Source organism: Paenibacillus sp. cl130, assembly GCF_900116035.1.
Lineage (GTDB): Bacteria > Bacillota > Bacilli > Paenibacillales > Paenibacillaceae > Paenibacillus > Paenibacillus polymyxa_B.
Genome location: NZ_FOYG01000004.1, coordinates 431,317 through 447,374, shown reverse-complemented (window position 1 = coordinate 447,374; position 16,058 = coordinate 431,317). Strand labels below are relative to the sequence as shown.

General features: G+C 47.1%; 17 protein-coding genes. 2 read left to right on the top strand and 15 right to left on the bottom strand.

The genetic code is table 11. The features are described 5' to 3' along the window. Positions 1 to 77: 77 nt before the first annotated feature. From BM358_RS14380 to BM358_RS14350, 7 genes are all read right to left on the bottom strand, one after another. On the bottom strand, positions 78 to 1,232 hold the full coding sequence (locus BM358_RS14380; RefSeq protein WP_028540745.1) for a GerAB/ArcD/ProY family transporter: 1,155 nt from the start codon (positions 1,230 to 1,232) through the stop codon (positions 78 to 80). A gap of 43 nt (positions 1,233 to 1,275) precedes the next feature. Beyond that, positions 1,276 to 1,500, bottom strand: coding sequence for a hypothetical protein (locus BM358_RS14375; RefSeq protein WP_023990797.1), 225 nt, complete (start codon positions 1,498 to 1,500; stop codon positions 1,276 to 1,278). Further along, a complete protein-coding gene (locus BM358_RS14370) occupies positions 1,493 to 2,710 on the bottom strand; it encodes a Ger(x)C family spore germination protein (RefSeq protein ID WP_028540746.1) in 1,218 nt (405 codons plus the stop codon). The genes BM358_RS14375 and BM358_RS14370 overlap by 8 nt, the downstream gene beginning before the upstream one ends. Further along, on the bottom strand, positions 2,710 to 4,335 hold the full coding sequence (locus BM358_RS14365) for a spore germination protein (protein WP_023990799.1): 1,626 nt from the start codon (positions 4,333 to 4,335) through the stop codon (positions 2,710 to 2,712). The genes BM358_RS14370 and BM358_RS14365 overlap by 1 nt, the downstream gene beginning before the upstream one ends. Positions 4,336 to 4,514: 179 nt before the next feature. After that, entirely contained in the window at positions 4,515 to 4,853 is a 339-nt protein-coding gene (locus BM358_RS14360) for a hypothetical protein (RefSeq protein WP_028540747.1), read from the bottom strand. A 15-nt stretch (positions 4,854 to 4,868) separates the two neighbouring features. Continuing rightward, positions 4,869 to 5,582, bottom strand: a complete 714-nt coding sequence (locus tag BM358_RS14355) for a pirin family protein (RefSeq protein WP_028540748.1) — start codon at positions 5,580 to 5,582, stop codon at positions 4,869 to 4,871. A gap of 69 nt (positions 5,583 to 5,651) precedes the next feature. Continuing rightward, positions 5,652 to 6,509 (bottom strand): LysR family transcriptional regulator, encoded by an 858-nt coding sequence (locus BM358_RS14350; RefSeq protein ID WP_023990802.1) that lies wholly within the window; start codon positions 6,507 to 6,509, stop codon positions 5,652 to 5,654. A 181-nt stretch (positions 6,510 to 6,690) separates the two neighbouring features. On the opposite strand from BM358_RS14350, the gene BM358_RS14345 reads away from it, so the two are divergent. Continuing rightward, positions 6,691 to 7,671, top strand: a complete 981-nt coding sequence (locus BM358_RS14345; RefSeq protein WP_023990803.1) for a DMT family transporter — start codon at positions 6,691 to 6,693, stop codon at positions 7,669 to 7,671. Positions 7,672 to 7,766: 95 nt separating this feature from the next. On the opposite strand, the gene BM358_RS14340 is transcribed toward BM358_RS14345, so the two are convergent. The 6 genes from BM358_RS14340 to BM358_RS14315 all read right to left on the bottom strand — a co-directional run bounded on the left by BM358_RS14340 (position 7,767) and on the right by BM358_RS14315 (position 13,069). Further along, the gene (locus BM358_RS14340) at positions 7,767 to 9,755 is read right to left on the bottom strand and encodes a methyl-accepting chemotaxis protein (protein WP_028540750.1); all 1,989 of its coding nucleotides are present in this window, start codon (positions 9,753 to 9,755) and stop codon (positions 7,767 to 7,769) included. Positions 9,756 to 9,909: 154 nt separating this feature from the next. After that, positions 9,910 to 10,317 carry a DoxX family protein gene (locus tag BM358_RS14335; RefSeq protein WP_028540751.1) on the bottom strand — a complete coding sequence of 136 codons (408 nt, stop codon included), beginning with the start codon at positions 10,315 to 10,317 and terminating at the stop codon, positions 9,910 to 9,912. A gap of 117 nt (positions 10,318 to 10,434) precedes the next feature. Further along, complete coding sequence (locus BM358_RS14330; protein WP_028540752.1) at positions 10,435 to 11,295, bottom strand: M56 family metallopeptidase; 861 nt, start codon at positions 11,293 to 11,295, stop codon at positions 10,435 to 10,437. Positions 11,296 to 11,298: 3 nt separating this feature from the next. Continuing rightward, entirely contained in the window at positions 11,299 to 11,712 is a 414-nt protein-coding gene (locus tag BM358_RS14325) for a BlaI/MecI/CopY family transcriptional regulator (RefSeq protein WP_023990807.1), read from the bottom strand. A 146-nt stretch (positions 11,713 to 11,858) separates the two neighbouring features. Next, the gene (locus tag BM358_RS14320) at positions 11,859 to 12,698 is read right to left on the bottom strand and encodes a winged helix-turn-helix domain-containing protein (RefSeq protein ID WP_028540753.1); all 840 of its coding nucleotides are present in this window, start codon (positions 12,696 to 12,698) and stop codon (positions 11,859 to 11,861) included. Continuing rightward, positions 12,674 to 13,069 (bottom strand): Fur family transcriptional regulator, encoded by a 396-nt coding sequence (locus tag BM358_RS14315; RefSeq protein WP_023990809.1) that lies wholly within the window; start codon positions 13,067 to 13,069, stop codon positions 12,674 to 12,676. The genes BM358_RS14320 and BM358_RS14315 overlap by 25 nt, the downstream gene beginning before the upstream one ends. A 184-nt stretch (positions 13,070 to 13,253) precedes the next feature. On the opposite strand from BM358_RS14315, the gene BM358_RS14310 reads away from it, so the two are divergent. Continuing rightward, positions 13,254 to 13,571: a YczF family membrane protein gene (locus BM358_RS14310; protein ID WP_080751662.1), complete on the top strand. Its 318-nt coding sequence runs from the start codon at positions 13,254 to 13,256 to the stop codon at positions 13,569 to 13,571. Positions 13,572 to 13,740: 169 nt separating this feature from the next. Here the strand turns inward: BM358_RS14310 and BM358_RS14300 are convergent, their stop codons facing one another. Beyond that, positions 13,741 to 14,853 carry a GerAB/ArcD/ProY family transporter gene (locus BM358_RS14300; protein ID WP_023990811.1) on the bottom strand — a complete coding sequence of 371 codons (1,113 nt, stop codon included), beginning with the start codon at positions 14,851 to 14,853 and terminating at the stop codon, positions 13,741 to 13,743. A 27-nt stretch (positions 14,854 to 14,880) separates the two neighbouring features. Beyond that, positions 14,881 to 16,056 (bottom strand): Ger(x)C family spore germination protein, encoded by a 1,176-nt coding sequence (locus tag BM358_RS14295; RefSeq protein WP_028540755.1) that lies wholly within the window; start codon positions 16,054 to 16,056, stop codon positions 14,881 to 14,883. Between the last annotated feature and the right edge of the window lie 2 nt (positions 16,057 to 16,058).

Here is a 16,058-nt window from a genome sequence, read left to right as displayed (position 1 = left end):
GTATTTCTTTCTACCAAGTATACAATCAGAGGGGTAAAAGACAAATAAGAATTACTTTTCCGATAAATACAGTAATCTTATAAGTGGTCGTGTCCTGTTCTGCCTCCATGCTGGCTTTCTTTCTGACTACTGCTATCCCGCTCTCCGTTAGATGCCTTATCATCTCCGCCTCTCCCTTTAGATTTGGGTCGGAGCAACATCCATAGCAACAAGGGCATGATAACAAAAAAAATGATCATCACCGCGGTCCACTCCCGGCTGAAATCATAAATTTGCACGATGTTGGAGAACAGCATAAACGAACAGACGTAACCCAACAAACCTACGGGCCAAACCATCAGACTTCCCCATGCATGGGCAAACATACGCTTTACTGCCAAACTGGTAACGTACAGGTCAACCCCAATCTTCGTAAGAAAGGTCGGTACGGTCAGTGCTGCCACGAACAAGTCGAACCGATCCAGAAAGTCCGTTAGCTGCAATTGACGCACTAGTTCATAGGATGGATAAAATAGCCGGGACAAGATAGGAACACCAATAACCAACTCCGACAGCAACATCAGCATGGTCAGAAATGCGGTTCCGAGCAAATGCCCATACCACGCACTACGCCCATTATAGCTCTTCCCAGAAATCACAAAGGGAACCATCATGATATCGGCCATATATCCCAGCATGCGCCAGCTGCCCTTGATCACTCCATCTACTTCCGGATGTAAATAGGGTCTCAGTACCGAAAAATCCATATTACGCCCGAAAAAAAGCGGCATGGTCAGCAGCGTCAGAATCAACAAAGGTACAAAAATCTCGGTCATATTCACGATGGTGCTTATTCCGCCTTTGGCCATAAACGCCAGAGTCAAAAGCAAAATAAGAGATACGACAACAATCGGAGTCAGCGGCAAAAGTACAACCTCCACCAAATCCGTGATAATTCTCAAATCCCGTGCAAAAATGATCAGAAATAAAATAAGGTAGACTGCAAGCAGCATACGTCCTAGCACAGGGTGAGAGCTCACCATGGCCTGCATCAGGTCCTGATCAGGAAAACGCCGCTTGAGTCTCAACATGGCCCAGATCGGCAAGCATAGCACGATAGCTGCAATTACACAGGTCCAGTAGGCATGTTGATTCGCGTAATCTGCTGCCTGCGCCGGAGCATGTACAAGGGTAATACCGACCTCCATCAATACACCAAGCAGCACGATTTGTCTGGTTGTGAACTGTCTCATGCAGGTACATCCTCCTTTTGCCCGCAGGCATCCATTACACGATTTACAACGTAGGGGGGAGCCACATGTCAATAAAACGGGCCAGCCATGTAGCCACATAAACAGTGCTCTTCGTTGATGTTCCGTAAATCCAGACACCAATGCTAATGACATACAATACGCGTGAGATCCAGCGATTGACGGCAGGTGCATCCCTAATACTTTTGCGGTCAATCAGATACATGAAGAGCATAGCCAGCAATAAAGGTAATAGAAATACTTTATTCATTCTGGATTTGCTCCTTTTTGACCCCGAATGGTTTGGTGACCGCACCGATATTTTCAATATGCACGACCGGATCTATAGTGACCTCCACCTTGGGATACAGTTGATCCCATTGAGGTTTAATCCGTTCCCATTCATCCGGATGACTCGTAATAATAGCCCGGCCCAAACCAAGTACGTCTGAGTGATATTTTTGCTGGATCACCTTGACACCCTCTCCCAGCTCCCTCTTAATTTCCTCGGCTGTCTGCTGTTCCAGCCACTTCAAATTTTCCTCGTTGGAAATATCGAAATCCGTCTCATTTTCCTTCACATTCCCGTTACAGTTCATATGAACGGTCATGCGAATATCGTTCCCACGAATATATGGCTTGATATGGACATTATTTTCGATGAGGTGTACAGATATGTAGCCTCTACCTTTGGGAGGGTGGATAAATATTTCTGTCTCCTTGGCTTGCTCCATACCCAAAAGCAGGAATCGACTGAGGTGGTTATCTATAATCCCTGTTAACCTGTCTTTCCGAAATACAGCTAGCCCATCGACCTGAATATTTGTCTTCTTGTCTTTAAGATTAGAGGGGCCATTCTTCACCAGAGACATCACCGGCACCACCGGGTCAATACCATCCAGCAGGACGGAATTTATCAGCAGCTTAACAGAACGAGGTTTTTTCATATAGGAATAGTTGAGCTCACGCACCATTTCTGCCGGATATTGCTCAATCGGGGCATCTGCCTGAAGCACTTCCATCGCTGATCCCTTCGTAATAACAACCAGGGAAGACAGACGGTTTTGCGGAATACGCGCCAGTACATCCATCATTTTGTTAATCCCTTCCCGCGCCAGCGTCTCACCGAACAGCAGCACCCGTCGATGGGAGTAATTCAGCGTTCGCGAAACCGCACGCTGTTCCTCGGTGCTTGCTCCCCGGAAGCTTGGGCCTGTTTTGGACTCCAGGTAGTAGGATTTCGTACCACTTGTACCTCCCCCTCCTCCTGTACTGCCCGAAGATCCAAGTTGTCCGGGCAAAGCGATTTGCATCGTTACCCGATATTGATCGCCTTCTTTATCCAGACCCGTACCCATCACAAAGGCCACATCGTTCACTTCACGGCGATCCCAGCATCCTCCCAAAAGAACAGAACAAAGCAGCAGACAACAGAGCACAGCCGCTTTACGTATTTGTTGTGCATCGGATTTGGGCTTCATCACCATCCCTCCTCGGTTGTAGGCGATCCATTCATCTTTTCCTTCGCTCGTTTGTTGTTGTCTTTACCAATCCAGGAAGGACGTTTAGTCATTTTCCACCAAGGCGCACGAACGACGATATCCTTTTGATCCATATGTTTGTATGGGCTATATCCGCTCATATAAGGAACACCAAACGATGTTAGCTTGGTTAGATGCGTAGCAATCAGCGTTGTCGCAATAATGATCCCAAACAATCCGAATAATCCCGCCATCAGCATAATTGGAAATCGTAGCAGACGAACTGTGATGGCAAAGTTAAAACGCGGGATGGTAAACGACGCAATACCTGTGAGCGACACAATAATGACCATCGGGGCCGATACAATCCCTGCTTGTACAGAGGCCTGACCGATGACTAGCGCTCCAAGGATACTGACAGCCTGACCGACCGTTTTGGGGAGACGAATCCCCGCTTCTCGTAACGCTTCAAAGGAAATTTCCATCATTAGTGCTTCCACCAAAGCGGGGAAAGGGATAGACTCACGTGCTGCCGCAATACTCAAAATAAGTGTCGTCGGCAGCATATCATGATGATAGGTCGTCACCGCTACATATAATGCAGGCAGAAACAGAGCCAATATGAGAAAAAGAAAACGAATCCAGCGCACCATATTACTGATAAAAAAGCGCTCGTAATAGTCTTCGCTCGCTTGCATCATCTGCCACATCGTGACTGGCCCAATCAGGGCAAAGGGCGTTCCATCTACAAAAATAGCAAAACGTCCTTCCAATAATTGCGCAGTGACGGTATCCGGACGTTCGGTGTATTCCATTTGCGGAAACGGCGAAAACGGGTGATCCTCAATCAGTTCCTCAATATATCCAGTCTCCAGAACACCATCAATTTTAATATCGCTAAGCCTTTTTTTAACATCCTCCACCAGTTTTGGATCTATGATCCCTTCAATATAAGTAAGGACGACGCTCGTTTGAGTTTCTGTTCCGATGGTCATGCTGTACATCTTGAGCTTGGAGGTTTTCAGTTTGAAACGTAACAGTGCCGTATTGACGCGAAGTGTCTCTGTGAATCCTTCACGCGGTCCACGAATAACCGATTCGGTCTGCGGTTCCTCCACTCCACGGCGGACACCCCCCTTGGCGCTAAAAATATACGCACGAGGCGTGCCATCTACAAACAAGGCGGCATTGCCGTCCAGTATCGCTGCCGATACCATCTTCCATTCGTCCATCGTTTTGGTCTGGGACATGGAGATACGAGTTTCATCCAGCGGCTCCAATTTGCCGTTCACTTCAGGGTCCTTGAGCATCATGCCCAGAATGACAGGCCGCAGAATATGGTCCTGCAAATCCTCCGATTTTACCGTACCTTCAAAATAAGCCAATAACCCTTTGCGTTCAGGGGAAATCATGAGCTCTCGATAGACGATATCAGAGCAATCCTTGAAAATATCACGCAAAGCAATCAAATTGTCTTCCACACTGCTACGCAGCGGCTGTTCTAGCCATGAAGACTCAGGCAGTCCTTTAGGCACATTGAAATTTCGTGTCTTGCGGTCTGCGGCTGGAATCGCTCGCCGGCTCCACGGTGGCTTCGGCAACTTGGGAAAGCGCCCTTTCTTCATCGTTATTCCCCCTTTACGAATGAGCCGAACAGATAATATGACATATAGGATGTACCAGCCTGCAAAGGATTATGTATCCAATGAACTCAACATGTTGAACAGATAACAAAAAGGCCCTGCAATGATGCAGGGCCTTCGAAAATCCATTATAAATCTGAAAATTTATGATAAAGGAATGATTAATCTCCCCAATACTCCTCGGGATGGTATTCAATCTCAGAACTAGCTTTGAACGTAAGCTCATCTGTCTGATCATGATATTCCACGCTTTCCGGGGTGACGTAATACCAATGCTTCACCACGGGTCCATCGTCTACCGGCGTTACAAAACGAAATACGTTCAACTCCCCGCTATAACGCACAATCGCCTCCGCCGTCTCATGCGGCAGTCCTTGAAGCGTAAAGCGAAACACGCCGTCCGCCGATTCCAAATGGCAATCGAAAACCTGCTTGCGGCTGTCAGCAAAGCTACGTCCCGTGACGGCATGCTTGATCAGCCATGTTTCCTGCTGCGCCATTGTGCGCACCTCCTTTTAGGGCAAATCAATCAACATATAAAAAACAGAATCTTCTGCTTTCAGTGAGAGCTTCGGCTCCTGCTCAATACGAGCGGAATCGCGTCCTTGCAGAATATGTTCACCGTTCACACGCAGCGAGCCTTCGATGACGAATAGGAACACGCGCCGACCCTCGGCCTGTGTGAATTCTACTTGCTCTCCAGGCTGAAGCTTGCTTAAATAAATCGTTAAATCCTGATTGATTGCAGCTATTTCACCCTCTGTGCCTGGTACGCGCTTTCCGGCAACGACAGGCAGAAGCTGACCGTGAAGACGCTCAGGATTGAACGCTGTAGCCTCATATGACGGTTTCAGGCCTCTCGTATGCGGACTAAACCACAATTGCAGTAGACTGACATCCTCCGTTTGTGAAGCGTTGTGCTCCGTATGAATGATGCCGTGGCCCGCTGACATTCGCTGAATGCCTCCAAAACGGGTCACCGCTACATGTCCACGGTTGTCTTCATGACGCAATTCCCCATACAGCACAATCGAAACAATCTCCATATCACTGTGCGGATGCGCCCCAAATCCCCGTCCCGGTGCGATGACATCGTCATTACAGACACGCATAGGACCAAACGCTGTATTGTTCTCATCCTGATACTCCGCGAATGAAAAGCTGTGACTCCCCCGCAGCCAGCCCTTATCGAAGCTGAATCGGGAAGCCGCCGGATATATTGTAAACATAATAGCCCTCCTTCAGGAAGAAAAATGAGATCAAATCCCTCTCATTGTACCCGAGCCCAAGCAATAAAGCTACGCCTCTGTCTGAGTGATAATCTCGTCTATAAAAGACTGCAAAGTACTGGTAACAAAGGCTTCCTTACGCCGGATAAACACCGTTGTTACTTCATTGTACGGCTCAGGCATCGCATGACCGCAGACAAGGCCTTGAGCCACCAGCCCGCTGATCGAAGATTCGGGAAAAACGGTCATTCCAATACCAGCCGCCACACTGCCGATAATTGTCTCAAATGTCCCAAACTCCATAATCTGCTTGGGAATAATCCCTTCCATCTTGAGCCAAGTTTCCAGCCGTCCCCGGTAGCCGCAACCTTTTTTATACAGCAGGAGTGGACGGGTAGTGAGATCCTCGACAGAAAAGTCATCTCCTTGGGATACGAGGACCAGCTTTTCCTGAAATACATCAAACTGTTCAATCAGCGGATGCTTGACCGGTCCGGTCACAAAAGCTCCATCCAGCCGCATTTCTGCAACCTCCTGCACCAGAGACTCTGTAACCCCGGCCTTGAGGGACAACTCGACATCCGGGTACTTGCTATAGTAAGCATGTAAAATGGCTGGGAGGGCAATGACAGTCTCCACAATGCCAATCTCCAGCACTCCCGAAGGTGCAGAGGTATTCTGAAACGCATGTTTCATTTCCTCGAATTGCGATAAAATGCTTTTCGTATATTGCAGCAGACGCTTGCCCTCGGCATTGAGGATCATTCCCCGCTTATGTCTATTAAATAAAGGCGTTTGCAGTTCCTTTTCGAGCAGCTTGATTCTGGCCGTTACATTGGACTGGACATAGCTAAGCTCGGCTGCAGCCTTGCTGACACTGCCATGCGCAGCCACCGTCTGGAAAATGTTTAAATCGTTCAGATCCACTACTGCTCCCCCTTATTGTGAAGGACAAGGGGCCATCAAAATTGACGCGCCTTGTCACTTATTATCATTTTAAATGATCATAATGTTTATTTTCAATCATTTTACCAACAGCTTCCTATCCTTTATGATGTGTCCATAAGATATGTCCGCTGAGACCGGCAAGGAGGAGCTTTTGTACACCATGAACAGACAAATCATGACCGGATCTTTATTATGCCTAATCGCCAGTATGTCCTGGGGGGCGATGTTTCCGGTTTCGCACATTGCATTACAACACATCAATCCACTGTACTTTTCATTTTTGCGCTATTTATCGGTTACACTCATTTTAGTCGTGCTATTGTGGCTCAAAGAGGGACGGACAGCATTTCGCTTTGAGGGCAAGGGCAAGACGTTGTTATTCTTCGGGACCATGGGATTCACCATTTATAATATGGCCGTTTTCCAGGGACAGCACGCGATGGGGGCAGCAGGTACTCTGGTAGCCTCTATAATGGAAGTGCTAATGCCAATGATTTCCATTGCGATGGTGTGGATCATGACCCGTAAAATGCCTCCGAAATATACACTAATCAGCATGGTGATTGCGCTGGCTGGGGCTTTACTAGTGATCACGAACGGAAAATGGACCTTTTTCACGCTTGCCGGACAACATTTACTGCCGCTGCTGCTTATTTTCGTAGGCGTCGTCGGATGGGTCGTATATTCCATGGGAGGCAGCCATTTTGCAGGATGGTCTACTCTTCGGTATTCAACCCTAACCTGTCTGCTCGGAACTCTCGTCTCCTTCGCAGTCGTCACATTTGCCTCTGCTTTCAACTGGATTGTGGTGCCAGACTGGCAGGCTGTGTGGTCAGTTAAATACGAAATGAGCTTTATGATCCTGCTTCCAGGGCTAGCCGCCCTGCTTAGCTGGAATGCCGGAATCCGAAAGCTGTCTCCACTGAACGGAATTCTATTTATTAACTTTGTACCGATTACCACGCTGGTACTCATGTACTTCCAAGGTTATGCTATTAGCCGTTTTGAACTATATGGTACAGTGCTAGTCATTTTCGCACTGATTCTGAACAATATGTTTCAGAGAAGTTCGCTGCGTCCTTCCGACAGCTCACGGAATTTCCGTTTCCGCCTGGATCGCCGCAAGTCCTTCCAACGTTAACTTCTAACTCTGCAAACCAAAAATTTTGCTAAAACATTTAAAAAAAGCGCCTGGATACAGAGTACAATCTCCTGTATCCGGCGCTTTTTATCATTTTAAGATTTTCCTTCAACCTGAAACCGTCCAACCAGTTCGCGTAGCTCCTCTGCCATTTGGCTCAGGTCCGCTGTAGATGAAGCAATTTCCTCTATAGAAGCGAGCTGTTGCTCAGCCGCCGCTGAGATCGACTCGGTGTTGCTCGCTGCCTCGTCCGAAATGTGGGAGATATCGCTCATAATATCTACGACACCTACAGTCCCCCGTGCCATTTCCTGAGTCACTCCGGTAATGTCATTGATATGCTCCATAGCTCGTTCCACGGCTTGGCTGATTTCCGCAAAGGATTGCTCAGACGTGGTTACCGAACCAATGCCTTCCGTCACCCGTGTCCGCGCTTGATGCATAGCACCCAGAGCATGATTCATATCCACCTGCATCGCTTCAATGCGCTCCGAGATCAAAGTAGCCGATTTCGCTGATTCCTCAGCTAGCTTACGCACCTCCGTAGCGACCACGGCAAATCCCTTACCATGATCCCCAGCGCGTGCGGCCTCAATGGACGCATTCAGAGCTAACAGATTGGTCTGTTTAGCGATACCGGATATAACGCTGATAATATTCACGATTTCACCGGAGCGCTCATTCAGGGAGTCCATGGCTTGTCCGAGATCGTTAACGGTCTCGTCGATGTCATGCATCTTCTGTACAGCCTGCGTAGCAGCCTTGCTACCCTCCTGAGCCGACTCGGCGTTCATCTTCACATGTTCAGATACGCCCAGCATACGCTCGGATACGTTCGCTGCTTGCTGAGCAAGCTCCTCCATATGTACAGAGCCGTGCTTGACGCTCTGCACCTGACGTTCGCTGCCCACAGCTACTTCCTGGATAGCAATGGTGACATGCTCAATCGCTTGGGTCGTCTGATCTGCACCCGCAGCCAGCTCCTCCGCTGAAGAACTTACCCGATCTGTCGTTTCGTGTACGCTTCGAATCATCGTGCGCAAACTATCGACCATAGTTTGGAAGTGAGAAGACAATTCGCCTACCTCATCCGTTTTTCCAGTTTCCAAATCGCCCGTCAAATCTCCTTCACTGATTCGTTCTGCTGATTTTTGCAGCTTACGAATCGGTACCAGAACAGAACGGGTGATCAGGAAAATCGCGATAAGCGCAATCACCAATGAGGCAGCCAACACAAAAATGGTTACATAACGTATGGCAGCGGTGGCATCGCTAATCTCGGATTGATAGAAGGTACCTGCTATTTTCCAGCCGGTATCTTTATTCGTTACATAGTTCAGGTACTTCTCTTGGCCTTCATACACATATGTATACTGCCCGCTCTGCGCAGCATACATATCATTTATAAAGCTTGCATCAAGAGATGTACCCGGCTTAGCCGTAGGGTGGACTACAAATTTTTTCGTATGATCCAAAATGATGATATACCCCTCCTGGCCGACTTTGATGGAGGCCAGTTTGCGTACACTTTCCAGATTTAGAGAAATCCCGATAACCCCGGACTGGTCGGAAAGCGTCTGAGATACCACCACAACAGGAATACCCGATGAATTGATGATAACAGGGGTGATCGCTACCTTACCGGGTTGCTTCATCGCTTCGATGTACCATGGCCGTGTGCGAGGATCAAATGTCCCTTCGTCCTCCTTGGGCACCCCCCGAATCATCAGCCCGTCCGGTGTTCCAACAAAAATATCCGTCGCATCTTCGTGCAAGCCCTTGTATTGAATCAGTTTGGGCTGAATCAATGGGCTGTTTCGACCATCTATCATTGAGGCGTCCAGACGCTCCGCCAAATACTTCGCATCTTTAATTTTACTGGCGATTGCGTATTCAATAATCGAGTTAGCCGTCGCTACACCCTGATTTGCACTGCTGTAGAGCTGTTTTTCCATAGCATTATATGATGATTTATAGGTCGCAATGGAAATACTTAAGCTCGGAATCAGCAAAACAAGCAAAAAGCCTAAACTTAGCTTGTTCCTGAGTGTCCATATAGTTTTTCTCTTTCGCGTTGTTCCCATGTTTTTTCCCCTTTGCTCATAAAACGATATATTTGAATTACATTCAGTGTTAGTTATATCGGTTGAAAGTAACAAATGATTTACAATAAAATTTCACAAAGGAGAAAAACAAAAACCGCGCCCTATGAGACTAAGGACGCGGTTATATGAACATTTAGACCTGTACGTTACTGTTTTCAGCCTTTTTACGGCCAAATAACTGATCCACTGCCAGAAAACGTCCACCGACGAGCGCTTGCTGAAGGCTGGTGAACAGAATCAGCAGATCAAATTCAATCGAGCCAAAAGGCTGTCCTTTTTTAGCGGTTAGCAATACACCGATCATAACGATGGTCAATGCCGCACCAGCCAGTCGTGTTCCGATACCCAGAACCAGTGCAATACCCCCAACCAGCTCAACCGTGGCGACCACAGGAGCCATCCAACCAGGGAGTCCGATGCTTTGGAAGAAACCAGAGGTTCCGTCTAATCCCTGAAACTTTTGTGCACCGTGAACGATAAAAATAACCCCTGTAAAGATTCGTACCAACAACAATCCAATATTCATAAGCGTTTGATTCATTTGCTCATCTCCTTTTAAGTTGTATAAAAATCCTGTAACAAACTACATAGTGTAGTGTATTGCACATCGAGAATCGGGAGCGCGAAAAGCGCCACCCGTAGGAAACATCTTACCCAACTAGATTAGCGCCAGTGCGAACATAAGTGTCAGCATCACTAGCACATAGCTGGAAAACATAATCGAACGCCAAGGCATTTGAATGACAGGTTCTTGCTGAGGGTCTAAAATACGTGAGATACGATAATTAATGGACGTTTCTGCAAACGAGGAACAAGCGGCGGAGTTTACCAGGCGAGTATTGGCAGGCGTCATACTCAGAAGCTTGAGCAATGCGCTCCCAATCCCAACTGGTGAACCGGCTCGATGAATCGCTTCGTTATCAGCCAAAATTTCACGGGCCGTCTTATAATGATTGGTAATGTGACGCAGCACCGGCAAGTAAAATAGCTGTTTAGCACACACTTGCAGCAACCAGGTCTTCAACGGATCATAATGTTTCATATGATAGGCTTCATGGTATATGACCGCTTCTTCCTCGTGCTTGTCCAGTACGGACAATAGTGCAGAGGACAATACAATACGTGGCTTCCATAATCCCATGGTGAAGGCGGCTGGCTTGGCATAATCAATGACCCATATCCGATCGGTCCCGAGTTCACGATATCGCTCACCCAGTGCTTCGGTCAGCGGCAGGTCACGCATTCGGTGCAGTCTGCGAAAAGCTGCCCTGGTAGCCATACACTGTCTGACTGCTTCTCCTCCGGCGATAGTGAAGGTAACGAGAACCAGCCCGCTGAGCGCATCCACCATGTAGCCGATTCCGTAGTGCTGCAACAAGCTTCTGCATATTTGAAACACGTTATAATTCAATTTCCAGCCGAAAACATGCTGCCCGGCGTACATACCCATCTGTATAAGGGCGAAACCCGAAATCAAGGCGCCTGCTGTAAACAGTAATTTAGAACGTGTTTTCCACATCGTCTACATATCCTTTTTCCATTGTTTAATTTTTTGTTCCAGACGTTCGATCAACTTCGGATCGGCCACCTCCAGAGCATCAATCATATGATTGACAGCAAGCGGACCAAATTCATCAACCAATTCGTGACTCAGTCCCTTGGATTGCTCATCCATGAACTCATCCCTGCTTAATACTGGACGATATAAAGACGTTCTCCCACGTATACTCTTACTCAGTATTCCCTTTTCCACTAAACGGTTCATCACGGTCATTACCGTATTGAAGTTAAAGTCCCGATCCCCCTCCAACGCGGTCTGCACTTCTTTGATACTCCGATCCGAAGTGGACCATAAAATATCCATAATTTTGGCTTCCAGAGGTCCGAAAAATCGGTTAAGCCCGGTTTCGCCAGCTTTAAAATTCAGTCGTTTCATAAGAAGCACCTCACACTACCGATTGTAGTGTATATATCCGGATAAAGTCAACCGTCACACCTAATGTCAGTTTCTTCATGGAATCATATACAAACCGCCGAATGTCTCCATCCGGCGGAAATTCATCGGTATTCATAGCTTTTAGTTCAATCTGCCAATCTGTATCCTACACCTCTTACGGTTGCAATATATTCAGGTTCTGCAGGTCGATCATCCAGCTTCTTGCGCAAACTTTTGACATGCACATCTACAACGTTGCTGCCTCCTACAAAATCCGTCTCCCAGATATCGTGCATCATTTGCTCGCGGGAGATCACTTTGCCTTGAGCATCAATCAGCTTCAGCAGCAAATCGTATTCTGTTTTAGTCAGATTCAATTGACTCTCTTCTTTATATACCAGCATTTTATCTCGGTCAATCCAGATGTCCTTGAATACCGTACGACGGCTGGCTTGCGCTACCTGACGGGAAGCGGCAGGATGGCGTACAATCATCCGTTCAATGTCATGCACCATATGATTGGCAGCCAGCGGCCACACCAGCACCTCTTCCGAAGGAAGCAGCTCATGCGCATGTACAGACATCCGATCCTGTACCACATACATAACCGGTGTGTCTTTCATATGTTCTACCTCAAGACGATTGCGGATATCCAGTAATTCACTCTGTGGTTCGGTGGCGGTCAAATCGTAAATCAACAAATCGCTTCCCAGATGACGCTGCACTTCAGGCTCCCAGCGATGAAAAACCATCACATCAAAACACGCATCTGACAACGTACGCACCAACCCATGAACTACACCCGGTACCGAACTGATCAGAATGATACGACGTGTAGTCGGACAATACAAAGGCTCATTGGAGGGAACGGTCTGCACCGTAGGTGTAGAGGGAGCTGCTAACATCGATGTCCAACTGCCCTTCACCCGTCTAGGCATGTCAGCCACTTTGAAACGATTCGTTATCTGATTCGCTTGCTTTGACATTCCTTACACACTCCTCCGAATACGACATGGGCATGGGCAATATTATACCCCGTTTCATGCGCAACCGTGTCAATCCAATCATGTGGGACTTCACTCATTACTTCATCTACTCGGCCGCATACCTGACAAATAATATGCTGATGATCGTCCATCCGTCCATCATAACGACTAGCAGCTTCCCCCAGCTTCAATTCACGGATTAATTCCTTATCCGTCAAATAACGTAGGGAATTATATACTGTTCCATAGGCCAGATTATATCCGCGCTCCATCAACCGATTCATAACATCAGCCGCAGTAGGATGATCGTGGGCTTCACGAACCACATCATATACCGCTTGGCGCTGCGAAGTTAAATTTAAAGTTCTCATACCGCATCTCCCTTAACCAACGCAGATTATATTAATTACAAAATTACAATCACAATAAAGATCAACTTAGAATAAGTATAAATCTTAATTTATTTCAAGTCAATGGGATCGGATAAATTGAACGGCTTTGCAACACAATGTATACATGGTACATCTCAGCCCATACACATTGGAGGAATATTTTATGAAAATACTGTGGATATTCATTCTCTTTATGATGCTTACGCTCGGAACAAGTATATCGATAAAATGGCTTTTCGGCGCTCATCATCCTTGGGAGCCTATTTCATTGGCTTTTCGCACTATGCGACCATCGGAATATGTCGTCCTGGCAGGAATGCTTATAGTGTTCTTTATAAATGTGGGCAAAAAGCCAATAGGAAACGCATTTCGCTTCCTGTTCTCACAATGGTCACGTTTCCTCAAAGTTTCTACTTCTTCCTCTGATTCTCCGCAAGAGAGTCATCAGAAAGAACAAACAAGGGAAAACGCAAGCAAATAATGGATGGACATAGATGAGGGACATTCGTCCAAATTCAAAGTGGCAATCCATGTATTCCGTTCATATTCATTATCCATATTAATAATGACCGCATTTCCAAGAATAAAATCGAACATCAAAATGAGCATTTTACCGGTACTGATGTATGTTTTGTCGGCAAGACGATGTCTCATGAGACATTTTCCTCTCCTTTTTTATTCCGGGTCTTTCTCAGCCACGACACGATTAGCAGCAAGATAGGAAAAAACACGGCAAATATCGGAAACAGCCATTTCAGCACTAACTCGCCTGTTTGAAGGTGATCTTGATAGCTCAGTGTCATCAATACACAAGAGACTAACATGATAATCCCAAATGGCAGGATCAGTTTATGGTATGACATTCTCAATACATCCTCTGCGGCTTTAACCGCGGCATAATAGAAGATGAAAATTTTAAAAAAATCAAAGATAATAACGCTCATAACACCGATGACATCGACTCTGTCGATAAAATCAGATATTTCGACCTTGCTGATCATCGAGAGTAGCGGGTAAGTCGCCCGTTTAAACACATCCTCTCCCAGTGCAAGCACATTGGACAGTGTAACAATAGATAGGAGCAGCCCTCCGAACAATATAGCAGAGACCCCTACCCCATTGGCACGATAGCCCTTTTTTAATGTGGGAAGAATCATCGCAAACGTAACCATCTCGCCGTACGGTAGCATCACGGCTTGCGAATAAACAACTTGCCATATCGGCTGCCAGCCATGCTCGGCTATGGGCAATATATTGCCCACATCTACAATGCCTGCCAACAAAATTAATATATTCGTGGCTAGGCCCAGCAACAGTAGCAAAATCAACATGATGATGGCCGTCCGGCCTGCAACCTCGATTCCCAAATACACCACATACATTACAAGTCCAATCATTAAGGCACAAATGACTGTCAACGGCGTATGCTGAAGTGTCCGGTCGGCAATCAGGATCCCCGTGTCCCGAAGATCCCGTGCTCCGCCGTAAAGAAAAAACACGATATATATAAAAGCAAGCGCACTCCCTGCTTTCTTGCCCAAAAGGGCTCTGCAGTACTGTGTCATGAGCAAGTCGGGAAAGCGTCGGTGAAGGCTGCCATAGCATACAAAAAGCATTGCCCCCAAAACTGTGGAAATGAGGATGGCGATCCACGCATCCTTGCCCGCATTCCTTCCGGGAATAGACATCATGGATGTACCCATCTCAAACAACACCATAAGAGAGATCATCTCTTTTGCACCTATCTGTACCCTTTTTTTCATGGCCTTCCCTCCTTGTTCTATTTTTCACTAGTCTGATTCCCCCTTGGAATATGGGTTAGTCCGCGACTGAGTGTGTTTCAGTATAGAAGTCACTTGAATACGAACGGTACTTTCCGCAAAATAACGGCTCCAATCGTGAGAGAGCCTCTTCCATTGTTGGGGATGGCTCCTCTCCAGCGCAAGGCCAAAGCCTATTACATCGCTGCGGGTACGCTGAATGTCTCTGACTGTTGAAGCGATTACTTTTTTCGTCTCCTCTGTCCATTGCTCCTGCAGTCTTTTCATCGCCTCCGGACTCTGTAAGTTAATCGAGCACTCGGCTTCCTGTACTGCCCCGGTCTGTTTTAAGTTAATCACAAAAATAGGCTCTCCTTGCTCCATCCGAGTGTGTATCTTGGTTGCAGAAAACAAGGTTTCGATGCCAATGGTTTCCCTATTCTTACCGCAGCTCAGTGTTGTTTGGGCACCTTTCACCTTGTTGTTGATCATAGACAGTCCAATGGCCTGGTCATCGTCCAACCAGTGGACAAGCCGATCCTTTTTGAACACCCCCATTCCGTTAATATGAACAATGGCTTTCGGTAAAATATTGTCCACATTGTTCTTGCTTGCAGCCTGCTCCAAATTCCCATTGACCCCTATGCCCGTCAGCACAGGACCGCCACCCTTATGAGACATGCTGCGAATGACATCGTCGATAGTCACCGCGTAATCCCCGGCATACAAACGCTCCGATGTTTCCAGCTTTCCTGAAATATCATTGGCCGGAATACGGCCGATCGCGGTCATGATTGCCAGTACATCCTTCCCAGTATTACCGCGTGCCACCAGCATTTTCACCGGCAACCGGATTTCTGTAGACCTTTCCAAAGAATCCATCATATCGCCGATTCCAGCCCGTGCCAGCTTTTCACCAATAACGACCAGTTTGGTGTGCGCCAAAGAAATGATCCTCGGAACCTTTTGTGAGGCTCTGCGGAGCGCTTGAAACAGATTTTTTCCCTTTTCCCGATACAAAACGACAGGAGTATCTCCTCTCGCTTTGGCTCCGGCGATTTCATCTGCCACGATCACCTGTAGGGAAACTTCGTAATCTGACTCCCCAACCATATCAATTCCTATCCCCGCTACTACTGCTCTCTGGTTTAACTCCACAGAATCCCAGCAACCGGATAACAAGGGAGCGAACAGTAACAGGACCAAAC